The 15,580-nt window shown below is 42.7% G+C and carries 11 protein-coding genes; 5 read left to right on the forward strand and 6 right to left on the reverse strand.

What is annotated here, in order from left to right:
- Nucleotides 1-6 precede the first annotated feature (6 nt).
- The gene (locus tag K6V30_RS13575) at nt 7-5,655 is read right to left on the reverse strand and encodes an alpha-2-macroglobulin family protein (RefSeq protein WP_055269964.1); all 5,649 of its coding nucleotides are present in this window, start codon (nt 5,653-5,655) and stop codon (nt 7-9) included.
- 96 nt (nt 5,656-5,751) lie between these two features.
- Here K6V30_RS13575 and K6V30_RS13580 point away from each other — a divergent pair, with 96 nt between their 5' ends.
- The 5 genes from K6V30_RS13580 to K6V30_RS13600 all read left to right on the forward strand — a co-directional run bounded on the left by K6V30_RS13580 (nt 5,752) and on the right by K6V30_RS13600 (nt 11,589).
- Nucleotides 5,752-6,153 (forward strand): BamJ family beta-barrel-assembly machinery protein, encoded by a 402-nt coding sequence (locus tag K6V30_RS13580; RefSeq protein ID WP_008766716.1) that lies wholly within the window; start codon nt 5,752-5,754, stop codon nt 6,151-6,153.
- A gap of 15 nt (nt 6,154-6,168) precedes the next feature.
- Nucleotides 6,169-6,726 carry a TlpA family protein disulfide reductase gene (locus tag K6V30_RS13585; RefSeq protein WP_022471235.1) on the forward strand — a complete coding sequence of 186 codons (558 nt, stop codon included), beginning with the start codon at nt 6,169-6,171 and terminating at the stop codon, nt 6,724-6,726.
- A 549-nt stretch (nt 6,727-7,275) separates the two neighbouring features.
- The gene (locus K6V30_RS13590) at nt 7,276-8,937 is read left to right on the forward strand and encodes an IS1182-like element ISBthe2 family transposase (RefSeq protein ID WP_224207123.1); all 1,662 of its coding nucleotides are present in this window, start codon (nt 7,276-7,278) and stop codon (nt 8,935-8,937) included.
- Between the two features lie 801 nt (nt 8,938-9,738).
- Nucleotides 9,739-10,662 carry a HEPN domain-containing protein gene (locus tag K6V30_RS13595; RefSeq protein ID WP_117615601.1) on the forward strand — a complete coding sequence of 308 codons (924 nt, stop codon included), beginning with the start codon at nt 9,739-9,741 and terminating at the stop codon, nt 10,660-10,662.
- A 9-nt stretch (nt 10,663-10,671) separates the two neighbouring features.
- Complete coding sequence (locus K6V30_RS13600; RefSeq protein WP_010537466.1) at nt 10,672-11,589, forward strand: HEPN domain-containing protein; 918 nt, start codon at nt 10,672-10,674, stop codon at nt 11,587-11,589.
- 54 nt (nt 11,590-11,643) lie between these two features.
- Here K6V30_RS13600 and K6V30_RS13605 read toward each other — a convergent pair whose 3' ends face one another.
- The 5 genes from K6V30_RS13605 to K6V30_RS13625 form a co-directional block, all read right to left on the reverse strand.
- Nucleotides 11,644-12,699: an endonuclease/exonuclease/phosphatase family protein gene (locus K6V30_RS13605; RefSeq protein ID WP_008760485.1), complete on the reverse strand. Its 1,056-nt coding sequence runs from the start codon at nt 12,697-12,699 to the stop codon at nt 11,644-11,646.
- Nucleotides 12,700-12,818: 119 nt separating this feature from the next.
- Nucleotides 12,819-13,172 (reverse strand): DUF1622 domain-containing protein, encoded by a 354-nt coding sequence (locus K6V30_RS13610; protein WP_008766711.1) that lies wholly within the window; start codon nt 13,170-13,172, stop codon nt 12,819-12,821.
- Between the two features lie 171 nt (nt 13,173-13,343).
- Nucleotides 13,344-14,627 (reverse strand): zinc-dependent metalloproteinase lipoprotein, encoded by a 1,284-nt coding sequence (locus K6V30_RS13615; RefSeq protein WP_008760487.1) that lies wholly within the window; start codon nt 14,625-14,627, stop codon nt 13,344-13,346.
- Between the two features lie 114 nt (nt 14,628-14,741).
- Entirely contained in the window at nt 14,742-15,137 is a 396-nt protein-coding gene (locus K6V30_RS13620) for a hypothetical protein (protein WP_008760488.1), read from the reverse strand.
- Between the two features lie 138 nt (nt 15,138-15,275).
- Nucleotides 15,276-15,488, reverse strand: a complete 213-nt coding sequence (locus K6V30_RS13625) for a hypothetical protein (protein WP_008760489.1) — start codon at nt 15,486-15,488, stop codon at nt 15,276-15,278.
- Between the last annotated feature and the right edge of the window lie 92 nt (nt 15,489-15,580).

Genomic DNA, 15,580 nt, shown 5'->3' on the forward strand with positions numbered 1-15,580 from the left:
GTCTTGTCAGCGGCTGACAGTCGTTCTTCCCGCTTTGGTGCGTGCCTGTACCACTGCATCATACATAGCTTCGCACTGAATGGCCGGAAGAATGAAGTTACCTGCATAAGTTGCCTGCAACCTTACGGTAAATGTTTTCGATTCACCCCGTCGCAGATCGAAATAAGTCAATACCCGGTCGTCACGAATATCTTTATAGGTGTACTTATCGGCTGAACTTTCCGGAGTATTCGCTTCATTAGAATTGGAAGAGGACGCTTCCGGAACAATCATCCGTTCATTATATATTTCCCATCCGGACGGTATAATATGGGTCAGTGCCAGATTGCTGTAATCGGAAGTACCGCTGATATTGGATAGGGTGACCGCAGACATAAAGTCTGTTCCCTGTCTGATGTCTTCCACGGAAATCGGTGAACCTGCCATATCTGTGTATTTCACATCCAGCCGGATATTATCGGCAATGGCTGGCAGCGTATCATTCAGCAATTGGGTACGTGTAATCAGGTCTACGCTCAATGCTCCTTTGCCTTGATTCTTCACAGAGACTGTTCCCGATTTCGGAGAAGTAGCTATCTCCTTCTCAAATACGGCTTTAGCAGATTTCACGGCGGGCTGTTGCTTGCCGTTCCAGCTCCATGTGAAATCCAGTGTACCGGATAATTGCTCCGCAAGTCGTCCCATTGCCATCAGGGCAAAGGCGGTAGACTGCGTGCTGAACCAGTTTTCCTGTGCCAGATTCTGTGATACCTTCTTTGCCTGTTGCAACGCATCCCGATCCCGTTTCATCAGAATGAGCGTTTCCAGAATCATTGCTTCATCCCGGTCGGACGAACCGTAAATCAGATTCATGGAAGAGTAAGGAATGACGGTCGTTTCTGCGTTGTATACTAATTCTCCGGCAGGTTTCATCTTACCGGTCAGCGCGTAGGCGGCTGCCAGTCTCCATTTGGCTTGGATGGAGAGTCCCGGCTGTTCCTTCATGCGGTTCATGGCTCCGTATTCCGGTGCACCGGCCAGTGCAAGGGTATAGAGGCGGAAGGCCTGCTGCAATTCCGATTGCCATATCTGCCAGTTGCTTGCTTCCTGCGGCATACGCCAGTTTTGGGCGGCGGCACGCTGGAAGCGTTTCCATTTGTTCAGTACGTTCGGATGAACGGCATACCCTTTTTCTTGTGCCAGTGTCAGGAACATACCCGTGTAAGAAGTGATCCATTCATCGGCGACGGCGTTGCCCGGCCAGTATACAAATCCGCCGTTGGGAAGCTGGCGGGCATATATCTGCCGGATAGCTTCCTGTACATTCGTCTTTATTTTCTCGACCTCCTGTTCGTCCACTGCCTTGAACTGGGAGACGAATAAGAGAGGTAATGCTTTGGAAGTCAGTTGCTCTGTGCAATGATGCTGATAGTTGTATAAGAAGTCGAATCTACGGCTGATGTCTACCGACGGAATGCGGGAGACTTCCAGTTGCACCTGATTGTTAGCCGAAGAAGAACCTGCCAGTGTGTATGACAGTTCGGCCTCCTGACCGGCTTCTATCCATTGGCTGTTGCGTAAGGTAACCACCGGATTCGGATTCCGGACTTCTATTTCGATCGTTTCTTTGGTCTGCTGTCCGTTGCCGCTTGCCGTCAGGTGGATGGTTGCCTTTCCGGTTTTGCTGCCTGTTTTCAGAGTGAAGTATGCCAGTTGGTCACCCGGCTGGTCAAAAGTGAGTGACTGCTGGCGATTGCCCGTGATCTGTACGCCTGCGCCGGATGCTTCCAGCGATACGGTCACGTTCTTCACTTGGTTCTCCATAGCGAATACATTTACCGGAACGGTAATTTCTTCCTGCGTACTCAATACACGGGGCAGAGTAGACAACAGCATGAGCGGTGTCCGCACAAATGCAGTCTTTTCCGCATTTCCGTAAGCGCTGTCCTGTCCGGCAACTACCATCGCACGTACAGAACCCACATACATCGGAAGCTTCAACGTATGTGTCTGTTGCTTGCCTTTCGCAAGATAGAAAGGACCGATGAATTTGACCACCGGTTTGAAACGGTTGGCTTTGGCATCTGCCGGTTTCAGCGAGGCATCTCCACCTGTGCTGAACAATGAACTGTAACGTCCGCCGGAAGCACCCAGCACATCGTCGTACATATCCCATGTACGGATGCCGAGAGCCTCGCGTGCATAAAACTCGTTCCACGGGTCGGGCGTCTTGAAGTTAGTCAGATCGAGCAGACCGTCATCCACAATCGCCAGTGTATAAGTCATCGGTTTTCCGCTTTTCTCGCTGACAGTCACGTTAAAGTCAGTTTCCGGACGCAGCACTTCCGGCATCTTGATCTGCGGTTGCAGAATCGTCTGACGGTTGGTCACAAATACCGGAGCAATGCCGTACATACGGATCGGCAGATCATTGACTGTCTGCGCATGAGGCTGCAACAGGCTGATATGCAGATAAACATTCGGAGCCATTTCCGGTGTAATCTTGAAGGTGAGTTTCGTATCTCCCTGATCGGACACTTCGAGCCATTGCTGCTGCAAGACGGTCGAACCGTTTTCGAGGGATACCAGCGCACGTCCTCCGGCGGCTGCGGGAATGATTGCCGTGGCTGTTTCTCCTATCTCATAAGAATCTTTGTCCAGTGAGAAAGCAAGCATCTTGATGCCGCTCGGGTCTGTCTTGTTCGAACGTCCGCGCCAGTCGGGCCAGTCGATGTAGACGGTTCCTCCGGTGGCGTGTCCGCTTTCACGGTCTTTCACGTACACCAGATAGCGTCCCCAATCCGGATAATTGATGCGGAACTTGAAGGAGGCTTTTCCTCCTGTGGTCTGCAGGTTACCACTGGCAACGGGAGTGATGGAACTGTTGTTGATGTAGGTTCCGAAAGACTCTTCACCGTTTTCCCACCACCAGCTCCAGCTGATCCGGTAGATTTTATATTCCAGATTGGAACGGTTCACCGGCTGTCCCTGATCGTTGACCGTCACGATGTCAAACACATGATCTTTGTCTGTTTCGATATACTTTCCTTTCGGCTGGTTCAGATTGATGCCCACATACGATGTGAACGGAGAGAAGGGAACAGTTTGCGAGTAAATGCTTGCATCTCCTCCCGGTTCGAAAACACGGGTGGTGAGCGTTGCATTCAGCATGCCCGGAGCACCCGTTGCTACCGGAAGCTGTATATTGACGCCTGCTCTTCCTTCCGCATCCAGCACCCCGTTGAACACATCCGCCCGGACGGTCGTAAAGTCCGTTGCCGGATTGTTGAACAGGTATTGCCCGTAGTTCTTGAACTGCGTATTGACCTTTGATAAGGACATTTCGACCTTGGCTTTCAGTCGCGATGCGGTGGCTCCCGTCAGCCATGAAGAAGTAAGCGGGGCATATACGTCTTTGCTCGAAGCCTGAAGGATGGTTGGTAAAGCTAGTGTAATCTTCAGACGGTTCGGCTTGATGGTTTCGATGCGCAGACTCTTGTGGAAGGCAGTTCCTCCTACTTTCACGTAGGCATTCCATAATCCGGTGGGATCGTCGGCTTGTGTGGGCACGGCAAATGTATAAAATCCGTTTGTACCCTGCGTAGAGATCATTTTGGTATAGAACTGTCCTCTTGGATTGTAAATCTCCAATGCTACCGGATGTTTGTCCGGAATGCGTTTCTCACGGTCTTCCAGCATGAAGGAAATATGCAGTGTATCTCCCGGACGCCATACGCCTCTCTCGCCATAGATAAATCCTTTCAGACCTTTCTGAATGTCTTTTCCTCCCACATCGAACCGGCTGACCGACTGCTCTTCGCCATCGACCACGCGTACATATGCCTTTTGCTTGTCCGCTTCGGCTACCGCTATGAAAGGAACTCCCTTCGGAGTGATTTCTACCAGCCCTTCACCGTTCGTCTCTCCCTTTCCAATCGGCTGGAGCTGGAAGTTGTAAATTGTTACCTGTGCTTTCGCTACCGGCTTCGTATCCAGAATGTTATTTACCGCAATCCACAACTTATTCAGTGAATTACGTTTCACAATCATTCCCAGATTGGAGGCAAAGATATTGCAGGCAGCTATCCGGTCGGAATTCATATAGTAGGACGGATGGCAGGGATTATCCCGTTCTGTCCATCGGTACTGGCTCCAGTCCATCGGCACGCTGCCGTTATAATAATAGTATGTTTCCGGAGTGTCCCATACCGCTTCATCGTCTTCCGACAATGTCTCTCCGCTGACTTTGGTCAGGTTGTCGGAAGACTTGTTGTCCGCGAACTGCATTTCCTTGTTTTCACTTCCCCCGCAAGGATAAGCGGAGTATTCCTGGCGGAACGAGAGGATGACACGGTAAATGGCTCCCGGCTCCTGATGAATCAATCCGGCAAGGTCTATCGAATAGTCTTCCCAGCGGTGCACATCTTTGGAAGAATCTTTCGCCAGCCACAATGTCTTCTTATAAACCAGTCGTCCCGAACGTCGCAATTCATTGGCTGAGGAGAGCGAGTTGTTCTGCATGAACATCAATACGTTGCTTTCGAAAATACGGATCACGCTCAAATCCACCGCATATAGATTGACGGCACGGAAGGGGATGATCAGACTTTTCGAATCGGGCAGGATAGCGGCGGAAGTAGCCATTTCTACCTGCGGTTTCAGGTTCAGTTCACTGAATGAGATGGAGTGGGAAGTGCCCAGCGGTTTGTCCTGGCTGTTTCTTATTCCTTCATGGATATTCAGCGTCAGTTTGTTCAGTTTGCCGGCTTCGAAGTAAACGAATACTTTATTTTCTTTGATCTGGAAAATAGAGGAAGAAACTTCCGGAACGTCGATGAGCCCTTTCAAGTCCTGTGTGTTGGATACAGGGTCGGAGAATATGATTTCAATTCCGTTTTCCGGTTGGTCGATGCGTACGGCGGACAGGAAGCGGAAACTGTTCTTTGCCGGGATCAGAATACTTTCGTTTTGGGTACGGTCGATGCCTGCCGGATTGCCTTTGGCGGTAATTTCCAGTTGGTAATCTTCCGCTTCTTTGGTTATCTGACTGATGCTGAATGCGTATCGGGTCGGGTGATCTGTCTGGGTGATTTCAATCGGATAGCTTTTGTTCTTTTCGCTTCCGGCTGTGAGCATTTTCTCTACTTCCTCTTTTTTCACTACATCGCTGAAACGTATTTCACCCGTTACGGTCACTTGGTCGGGCTGGGTGGCTGTGACGGTTATCGGATCGGTATGAATACTAAAGTTTCGTTCCTGCACGCGGAAGGAGAAGTTGAATTCTTCCAGCTTTTTGTCTACATCGACGAAATCTCCCAGGTGGAAGGTTCCTTCGTAAAAGGCGCCTGGTTTCAGTGCCCCTTCTTCGGGGACAAATTCAATGATATTGTTGCTGACCCAATACGTTTTTCCTTTCAATGAAGGAGAGAAACTGAACGGATTGTCTTTCAGTTCCTGATTCAGGTCCACCATCGGTTGGTCTTGTGTCAGTTCTATGCGTATCGTTGAGTTTTGCGAAATCACTCCTCCCGTATAAGCATTGACGTATGGAGCGTATTCGGCAGAAGGAATAATGTCTTTCTGATTACTTTTACAGGACGAAAATCCCGCAATTACTGTCAAAAGAATCAAGAATAGTCCGGCAGCAGTGCTGCATCTGGTTTTAATTTGTCCCATAGCGATGAGGTTTTATGATTCAACAAACAAATATACAGTTTTTATGGAAGATTTCTCTTAAATCTGCTTACTTTTGTACATTCAAATCATGTATTTATGGGAAGAAAGCAAGAATATAAAGAGACGAATTTGGAGTTCTTAAAAGAATTGTCATCGCAGGAAGGTGTTTATGCCTTGCCTTGCGGCATCTATTATAAGGTTTTGGAGACCGGTACGGGGACTGTTTTTCCTAATGTGCGGAGTATTGTTACCGTTCATTATAAAGGGAGCCTGATTAACGGTCGGGTGTTTGATAATTCTTATGAACGTAATTGTCCGGAAGCTTTCCGCCTCTGCGATGTAATAGATGGTTGGCAACTGGCGCTCCAACGGATGCGTGCGGGAGATAAATGGATCATCTATATACCTTACACGATGGGATACGGAACCCGTGCATCCGGTCCGATTCCGGCTTTTTCGACATTGGTATTTGAGGTAGAGCTTTTGGGAGTTGCATAACTAACGAAGAAAGATATGAAAGTGGAAATAAGAAGCAAAGTGGTGATATTGCTATGTATCGTTCTGGCAGTTTTTTCTTCCTGTATCACGGATGATGATGATGACAGGGGAGACTTTGCTCTTGTTGCCGGTGACGCCCTTCCTCAGTTTTCGGTAGAGATGAGTGATGGGGGAGTGTTGAATACGCAGTCATTTAGCGGGAAGGTTGGAGTGATTGTCTTTTTTCATACGGATTGTCCGGATTGTCAGAAAGAACTTCCGGTTATTCAGAAAGTTTATGATACATATAAAGAGAATCCGGATGTATTATTGTCTTGTATCAGCCGTTCGGAATCGGGCTCTGAAGTACAAGCCTATTGGGAAAAACATTCGTTTACCTTGCCTTTTTCCGCTCAGAATGATGATGCTGTCTTTTCGCTTTTTGCTTCCCATACCATTCCCCGTATATTGATAACAGACAAGGAGGGGATTATTCGTGCTGTATATACAGATGATCCTTTGGCGACCTATCAAGAATTGGCAAAAGATATCGATGCTGTCTTAATCGATAAGTTGTCCGGGAATGAACGATAGCTCATTTGTTGCAAATCAACAGGTGGTTTAATCTGGCTTTTTCTATTATTTGTTTTCATTCTTATAGACTGGTGAAAAACTTGTTTGTATCATATATTTACGATATTCCCCGGGAGATTAACAATTTTTATGTCAGTAAATGCAGGGTGGAACGGCAGAAGACTGAAAAAATAAAAAAAGATGATCTCTTGATTGATTATCAGGATTTTAATTGTTGTGCTATCCCTACAGAAAAGTAAATCTACTGACACTACTGACAACTGACACCTTAAGGCCTCTTTACAGAGAATACATCCAAGAGGAATGGATGAGTATGTAAATTAAAATGCCTTTAAATAACTCTTAATCACTGAAGTTCCGCAAATTCTTTATATTATTGACAAACAGTAGTATCTCAATTGGGAGTGACTAAAAAGTCGGTAGTATCTTAAGGAGGTTGTGTCAAAACGCTGGCACAACCTTTTTTTATGCACAAAGCCCAGACTTTCACAAGCCCGGGCTTTGTTATTACCCAAAGTTTTTGTATCTTTAGGCATAAAGTTTTTCGTTATGGCAAAGTTACATTTTCGTCCTTACCTTCCCAACCAAACAGTTCTTTTTCCCGGAAGAATTGATGAAAACATAGCAGCGAACGATCCGGTTCGCATAGTTAATACTGTTGTTGATAATCTCAATCTTGACAATTTCAAGAAGCTTTATAAAGCAACCGGTCGTTGTCCTTATCATCCTAAAATGATGCTTAAGGTGATTATCTACGCCTACATGAACAATATCTATTCGTGCCGCAAAATAGAGAAGCTTCTCCTACGTGATATTCATTATATCTGGCTTTCCGGTAATGAACATCCGGATTTTATTACCATCAACCGTTTTCGAAACCGTGTAAAAGAGGAAATAAATACCGTATTCACGCAGTTGGTTCTTGTCCTTGCCGACAAAGGTTTTATCAGCCTTGACGTAGAGTATATCGACGGTACCAAGATTGAGTCCAAAGCCAACAAATATACTTTTGTCTGGCGCAAGACAGTCGAAAAGAACCGTACAAAGCTGATGGATAAGATCCGCATTCTCCTGGAGCAGGTGGATGAAGTCATAGCCCAAGAGAACTCCATGAAAGATACACCCGTAGAGTTCACTCCCGCCATGCTCTCAGATATAGTGAATGAACTTAAAGAGGTGCTGGAACACCAGCCTGTAACAAAGGACAAGGAACAAAAGAAGGTCATCCGGGAAAAGAAGAAACAGGTCCGGGAACTTGAGGAGTACCGTGACAAGTTGATAGAATACGACAACCATCTTGATACTCTTGGAGAACGCAGCTCCTACTCCAAGACCGATCCTGATGCCACCTTCATGCGCATGAAAGAAGACGCCATGAGAAACGGACAGACCCAACCCGGATATAATCTGCAAATAGGTACCGAGAACCAATTCCTCATAGACTTCCGACTGTTTCCCAACCCAACCGACACACTGACCCTCATACCTTTCTTCCACTCCTTTGAGCAACGCTATAACCGCTTACCAACTGTCGGTGTGGCAGACTCCGGTTACGGCTCGGAAGAAAATTATCGGTTCATGCAAGATAATGGGATAGAAGCCTTTGTCAAGTACAACTACTTCCATAAAGAACAGCGTCCCCGTTATACCCCCAATCCATTCCATGCGGAGAGTCTCCATTACAATGCGGGGGAGGATTATTACATTTGTCCTATGGGGCAGCACATGAACCGTATAGGAACTAGACGTGACAAAACAGCAAGCGGATACATCACCGAAAGTGCCCGATATAAAGCACAAAGATGTGAAGGGTGTCCTTTGTGTGGCAGTTGCTTTAAAGCTCGGGGGAACCGTATGATAGAAGTCAACCACCGGTTAAACCAATACAAACGGCAGGCACGGGAAAGGTTACTCTCGGAAGAAGGCATCAGGCATAGGGGAAGGCGATGTATAGAACCGGAAGCAGTTTTTGGACAAATGAAACACAACATGGCATACAAAAGGTTCCGGCATGTGGGAGAAGACAAGGTTACAATGGACTTTGCCTTCTTTGCTATAGCTTTTAATATCAAAAAAATGTGTACAAAACTACTAAAAGCAGGAAAGAGAAGGAGTGCACACACTATATTTATCTTTATCAGACCACGTGTGACTCAAAATACGACGAATATTAAGCCTTATTACCTAATTACTGAAAAAATAGTCGCATAGACAAAAAAGAGGAACGACTATTTTATATTAAAAAAAGAAGGGGATGTGCCTTAGTTTTGACACAGCCCCATTAAGATAGTTTGGATAACGCAAAAGTAACTTGCGAAACTTGAATTAATCATAGTTTACTAATAACTTTGTCATCACTGGAAGAAAGAAGCCTATTCAACGCTGTTGAAATTGTATTCCTACCTTCGTCCGGTTATTCATATTTGTTGTAGTGTATATATTTACAAATGAATGAATGGAAAAGTACTGCCACTAAATGCTCCATACTGACAGAGTGTGCATGGAATTAATATTTTATATGTTTATAATGTGTTGATAATTAGTAATGTATGCAAACGGAAAAAGAAATGTTATTATTAAAGAAACGCTAAAGTGGCAGTTGTCAGTGTCAGTAGGGAATAAAGGACTTTTTAATGGTGCAAATAGTATACATATGTGAGTGCGAAAGAACAGAAATACAAAGAGAAAAGAACGAAAAGTGAAAGGAAATGAGGCAGAGGAGTGTAACGATTGAAGTACTTGAAGAGGGAAAATGATGTACAAGAATGTAAGAAGTAAAGTACTGGAGTTGAGAGTTTGAAGTACTTGAGTTGGAAGTATGAAGTACGAGAAACTGCAAGATGAAGTACAAGAGTTGATGGGAGTAAGTACTAGAATCAATGGAATGAAAAATAGCAGACATGCCATTTCTTAGTATAACACACTATCAAAGTCTTGAAAAAAGCGTTTCAATACAATCATTAATACACTGATTTAAGTTATCTTTGCGGTTAAGAATAGATGATTGTCATTATGAAAAGATCAATAAAGCGTTTGCCCAAACGCACACAGGAAGAGTTGGCAGTGCTGCAAGAACTGATATTGCAGTACCTTGTGAATGTACGTATGATTATCCTCTATGGGAGTTATGCACGTGGAGAATATGTCATTTGGGATGAAACATACGACGAACGAGGTGGACTTACTTACTACCAAAGCGACCTTGATATTCTGGTGATATGTGATACGGGCGATGCTATTAAAGCGGAGAATCATGCGAACGCCTTTGTTGTTCCTAGGTATGATAAACGAATGGAAGGAAGGAGACATCCTGCACCACCTCAGATCATTGTTGAAAGCACGACAACTTTTAATCGGGCTATCCGAAGGAAACATTATTTCTTTTATGAGGCCTTAAGAGACGGCATTCTGTTATATGATGACGGCACGTTTCAGATTGGCAAACCGGAGAAGTTGCCGTATCGGGAAATAAAGCAATATGCGGAGGAAGAATATGCAGGATGTTTCGACATGGCAGAGGGATTATTAAGACATGGAAAATTGGCTCAAGTGGAAAAAGAATATAAATTAGGTTCATTCTTTTTACATCAAGCTTGCGAACGTTACTACAAGACGTATATGCTTGTCCATAGTGGCACTCGCCCTAAATCCCATAAATTGGAAGTGTTGGGCCCGATGGCTAAAAGCCGTTCACGAGGTTTCGCGAATGTATTTCCAGTTAATACTCCCGAAGATAGAGAAGCGTTTGATAAATTATGTCGGGCGTATATCGAAGCTCGGTACAACCGACTATTCACTGTCAGTGAAGAACAATACGAATACATGCTGGCACGAACGGAAGCATTGCGCGAGGTGACTATTCGGGAGTGTGCCGCACGCATTGCGTATTATGATAAGATGATAGAGAAGGAAGAGCGTTATGCAACAAATAGATAGATTGTCATTATGAAAAGATCAATAAAACGTTTACCCAAACGCACACAGGAAGAGTTGGCAGTGTTGCAAGAACTGATATTGCAGTACCTTGTGAATGTACGTATGATTATCCTTTATGGGAGTTATGCACGTGGAGAATATGTCATTTGGGATGAAACATACGACGAACGAGGTGGACTTACTTACTACCAAAGTGACCTTGATATTCTGGTGATATGTGATACGGGCGATGCTGTTAAAGCAGAGAATCATGCGAACGCCTTTGTCGTTCCTAAGTATGATAAACGAATGGAAGGGAAGCGGCACCCGGCACCACCGCAAATCATTGTTGAAAGCACGACGACCGTTAATCGGGCTATAAGAAGAAAACATTATTTTTTTTATGAGATCATAAAAGATGGCATTCTATTATATGACGACGGCACGTTTCAGATTGGCAAACCTGAGAAGTTGCCGTATCGGGAAATTAAGCAATATGCGGAGGAAGAATATGCAGGATGCTTCGACATGGCAGAAAGTTTTTTAAGATCTGGACAGACTGCCAACAAAAGCAATGATTTAAAATACGGTTCGTTCGAATTGCATCAAGCTTGCGAACGTTACTACAAAGCCTATATGCTTGTCTATGGCGGCACTCGCCCTAAGTCTCATAAATTGGAAGTGTTGGGCCCGATGGCTAAAAGCCGTTCACGAGGTTTCGCTAATGTCTTTCCAGTTAATACTCCCGAAGATAGAGAAGCGTTCGATAAATTATGTCGGGCGTATATCGAAGCTCGGTACAACCGACTATTCACTGTCAGTGAAGAACAATACGAATATATGCTGGCACGAACGGAAGCATTGCGCGAGGTGACTATTCGGGAGTGTGCCGCACGCATTGCGTATTATGATAAGATGATAGAGAAGGAAGAGAATTCTCTGATTTGAAGCTTTGGAATTTTAGGGTGACGCACGATGAAAGTCACCCTACTCAATATACTATTACCGTTTCTTCCGAATCTTAAATGTAGCAAGATTACCTTTATGGTCGCTGGGCCAAATACAAGAAGGCGTCAGAATCTTATCTTTAGAATCATTTTCTGTTATTTTTCCCCGGACAACTGTTTCGGAGGGACCTACCAACTTGCTATTCTTCATGGAAAGCATCGACTCCAATGGATAATAATAAATGAAATCAATCCGGTCACGTTCGTCTGCCTCAGGCGCCCAAGCCAACTTTTCCAGTTTAGCCTCTTCTGCGAGTTTGTTTCCGGCTGGGAATGTAAAACCGGGATATCGAACTGTATTGGGATATTTTTCGCGATATGTATCTTTGAATCCTGCTTTGCTCAACATCATTGAGCAGTCCCAATGAATGACAGCCCCATTATGATCCCACAAATCCTTTGTATCTGCCTGCCAGTCTAAATGAGAGGGCTCATTAAAATCTCCTCCCATGATTATCGGGCGGCCTTGTTGAATGTCAGATTGTACTTCCTGAATAAAAGCACGGATGGTTTCATCCCGGAAAGACTGTCTGTTTGCTTTCAAGACTTCTTCTTCATCCGTTATCGGCTTATCCATTTTCTTCCAGGTAGTACCATTATATCCACGTGGCATATAGCATTGATAATGCCGGTAGTCCAAATGACAAGAATAGAAAGATACGGGTTGGCCTTCGATTGTTGCAACCATTTTCACCATAGCACGACCTTCGTCACCAGGTACGATGCAGCATTTGGTCCAACTGTCCGGCTTGAATTTACTCAAAACACCGATTGCAAGATCAAACGTTTCACCATAGTAATGTTTTCCTCTCTTCTCCAGCTCTTCGATCACATGAGGGATAAACTGTTTTCCGTCTCTGATTTCGCACAGAAAAACGACATCCGCATCCATCTGATCCAGTACATCAATAATGCCTTGATCTCCGTTGGGTACTTTAGTACATCCATGCCACAGGTTTAATTGGAAAACGGTAAAAGTGTCTTTCGCTTTTGCATGGCAAACATTGACCAGACAAAACAAGCAAAGTAATAATAGTAAGTTCTTTTTCATATCGTGTCCTTTATATTCTTTGGAATTTCAGTCATTGTGAAATTCATTGATATATTCCATACCATAGGTCATTAAGAATTCATGCAAAAGTAATACATTTTTTATTTATTCCAATCTATTTATGTGCTTTTTGAATTTTCTTCTTCGGCTAGTTCTTTTATTTCTTTATTCAGAAAGACTGATAATACAGTTCTTACTATAACTACACCTCCTAAAATAGCCAGTTCGTCTAAAGTCGGGTCTACTACGGTCTTTAGTATGTCTGATGCAATTAGAAATTCTAATCCCAATAAGAGGTAACTGCCGAAATCAGCTCTCAGCTGCCGGACATTATTGATGGTATAGGTTCCGTTGATCCGTTTGAATTCGTTACGGAGAAAAGCGATGAATCCTACGAATACTCCATAGGTTACAATCAATAAACTGATTACGCCAATGATGGTGGCCAGTATGTTTAAAAATGTCAGTAGCATCGTTTCATGATGTTTGGTTATATTGTAATAACAAGTTATCCTGTATAAAAGTTTTGTATTGTGATGTAGAAAACGGATAATTAGTTGTAATAGTCAAGACTTGTTCTGACATTTGACTACTATGGAGGAACAGTCGATGAAATACTTGCTGCCCCGTTTTACCTGATTATGTTATTTCATTATACATATTGGCAAATTCAATCTGCCTTGTACGCCTCTGGTATCTATTCTGCTTTCTTTGGGACCTGGAATCAGTGGGCTATAGTTTAAGATATGGCGTATTCTTTTTCGTTGTTCTAAAGTTATTTCATTATAAAAGCAATATGCATAGTCCATAATGTTGTGTGCTTCATATTCTCCTTTTTCACAGCTATATCGTTTAGCTAAATCTTTTAATTGATATTTATTCTGCTTATCCAAATTGTTAAGCCATTGTTCATACTCACTACGGTTATAACTGGGAGTATCTTTGCAATAATCCGTATCGGTACACATTGAAGTGGTCCCTCCTTCTGAGAATACATGACGTAATCCTAAATAGTGTCCGAGTTCGTGTGCTAATGTTATTGCAGCATCGTTTTGATTAATTCTTTCATCTGTACTTTGCTCATAAATATATGAACTATTGATCGATATACAATATGGGAAACTCAAATTCTCTAAAGTGATCCACGAAGCTGATACCTGTTGAGTCCCTTCTAAAAAAAAGTCCTTTAAACTATATGGAAATGTAGATATGCCTAAAATCTGCGAATCCGTAAAAGGATATACCATTATGTTAATGTATTCATTGGGTTCCCATAGTAAAGATGTATATTTTCCTGTATTATCTCTCATAAACTTTTCGCAATCAATAGGAAGCTCATTAAATGGCACTCTTTCTACTCCAGGTTCTGGTAATGTGGTTCCATTCTTATCTTTGGTTGCTAATACAAATTCGAGATTTATATCAATTCCACACTTTTCAGATTGATAGAAATGGTTAGTTCGCACTAATACATCTTTTAAATGGTCTTCTTTTATATATTGATTTATGTCATTTTCGTTTTGATAAAGAACATGGAAAATAACGGGTAATTGATAGTGTATTTTATCTAAATCTGGATTAACTTCTCCTTTTTGTTGTGAAATCTTGATTGTTTGGTTTATCCCTTGGGCGGATATGATTAGATTAGTTTGTCTGTTTGCATGTTTGGTGTTAGCTAGAATTTTTATAGTAAGTATATCGTTTCCTTCTCCTTGATATTTGTCTGGTATGCACCAATCAGCTGAATTTGCGATGATCCATTCAGAATTAGATGTGATAGCAACAGTTATTTTCCCTCCGTTATTGTCGATGTTGCGGAAGATGTTTTGTGAAATTTCAAGTTTTATATCATCGATTTTCTCCGAATGATCACAGCTTGTGGCTAGAAATAGTAATGTAAAGAGAATAGTGTTATATACAATTTTCATAGCTTTTATTTATAAAAGCCGTAATTTCTCATTTTCAAGAAAAGGGAAATTACGGCTTTGGGATATTTGTAACCTTTACTGAATTTCTACTTTTACTGTAAAGATTGGTGGGCTTTAATCACGAGTTCCGGTAAAAGTGGTCATACTTCCTGCATTATTAAGGAAACTTATAGTCATTGCTTTACCTGTAACAGTTATGTTGATACCAGATGAGCTTTCGCTTGAAAGAATGTATTGATTGCCTTCTTTAGTAACATTGTAATTTTCACTACCGTTATCTGTGTAGAAGTCAGCGGTAACTTTTACTACAGAAGAAGATACTTTGGTAACAGTGACTACATATGCATCAGCTGTAACATTAGTTCCAACTTTGAGTTTACCTGTATAAACTCCTGCTATGCTGGCACTGAAATCACCAGACGTTTCATCATCATCATCTCCACATGATACAAATGACAGGCTTGATATAAGCACAATCATCAACATACTTAAAATTCTAAATTGTTTCATCTTTTTTGTTTTTAATGTGTAATCTTTTTAGTCATATACTTTGGTTGTCTTAAAAAACTTTGCAAAGATACATGCTCTTTAAACATAAATATCCTTTTAATTGTTGCTGTTTTATATACAAGGTTGTAGAAGATATTTCTATGTTCTGTTGTTATATATATCAGAATATATTTGGAAGAAATTGTATTCTAATATAATGGATATACGTAACAACAGTTCTGTATCTAAGCTCTGTCTTCTAAATATATTATATACATTAGTTCGATCGCAATAGAGTCGTCTTGCGAACCATGTGACCGAGCGTTCTTGGCGATGGAGCTCTTTTTCAATAATTTGTCCGATGTGTGTCATACTGGATTATTTTCGAGAGTTTATTTTATGTAATTCTTTATTTTCTAAAATTCTCTCTTTATATCCTCTTCTCTTTTTAATAATTTATGGAT

Source organism: Bacteroides faecis, from assembly GCF_020091505.1.
GTDB lineage: Bacteria > Bacteroidota > Bacteroidia > Bacteroidales > Bacteroidaceae > Bacteroides > Bacteroides faecis.

Bases quoted from the DNA above. Each gene is read 5' to 3' on its own strand.
- K6V30_RS13575 (WP_055269964.1), bottom strand. From the start codon at position 5,655: ATGGGACAAATTAAAACCAGATGCAGCACTGCTGCCGGACTATTCTTG.
- K6V30_RS13580 (WP_008766716.1), top strand. From the start codon at position 5,752: ATGGGAAGAAAGCAAGAATATAAAGAGACGAATTTGGAGTTCTTAAAA.
- K6V30_RS13585 (WP_022471235.1), top strand. From the start codon at position 6,169: ATGAAAGTGGAAATAAGAAGCAAAGTGGTGATATTGCTATGTATCGTT.
- K6V30_RS13590 (WP_224207123.1), top strand. From the start codon at position 7,276: ATGGCAAAGTTACATTTTCGTCCTTACCTTCCCAACCAAACAGTTCTT.
- K6V30_RS13595 (WP_117615601.1), top strand. From the start codon at position 9,739: ATGAAAAGATCAATAAAGCGTTTGCCCAAACGCACACAGGAAGAGTTG.
- K6V30_RS13600 (WP_010537466.1), top strand. From the start codon at position 10,672: ATGAAAAGATCAATAAAACGTTTACCCAAACGCACACAGGAAGAGTTG.
- K6V30_RS13605 (WP_008760485.1), bottom strand. From the start codon at position 12,699: ATGAAAAAGAACTTACTATTATTACTTTGCTTGTTTTGTCTGGTCAAT.
- K6V30_RS13610 (WP_008766711.1), bottom strand. From the start codon at position 13,172: ATGCTACTGACATTTTTAAACATACTGGCCACCATCATTGGCGTAATC.
- K6V30_RS13615 (WP_008760487.1), bottom strand. From the start codon at position 14,627: ATGAAAATTGTATATAACACTATTCTCTTTACATTACTATTTCTAGCC.
- K6V30_RS13620 (WP_008760488.1), bottom strand. From the start codon at position 15,137: ATGAAACAATTTAGAATTTTAAGTATGTTGATGATTGTGCTTATATCA.
- K6V30_RS13625 (WP_008760489.1), bottom strand. From the start codon at position 15,488: ATGACACACATCGGACAAATTATTGAAAAAGAGCTCCATCGCCAAGAA.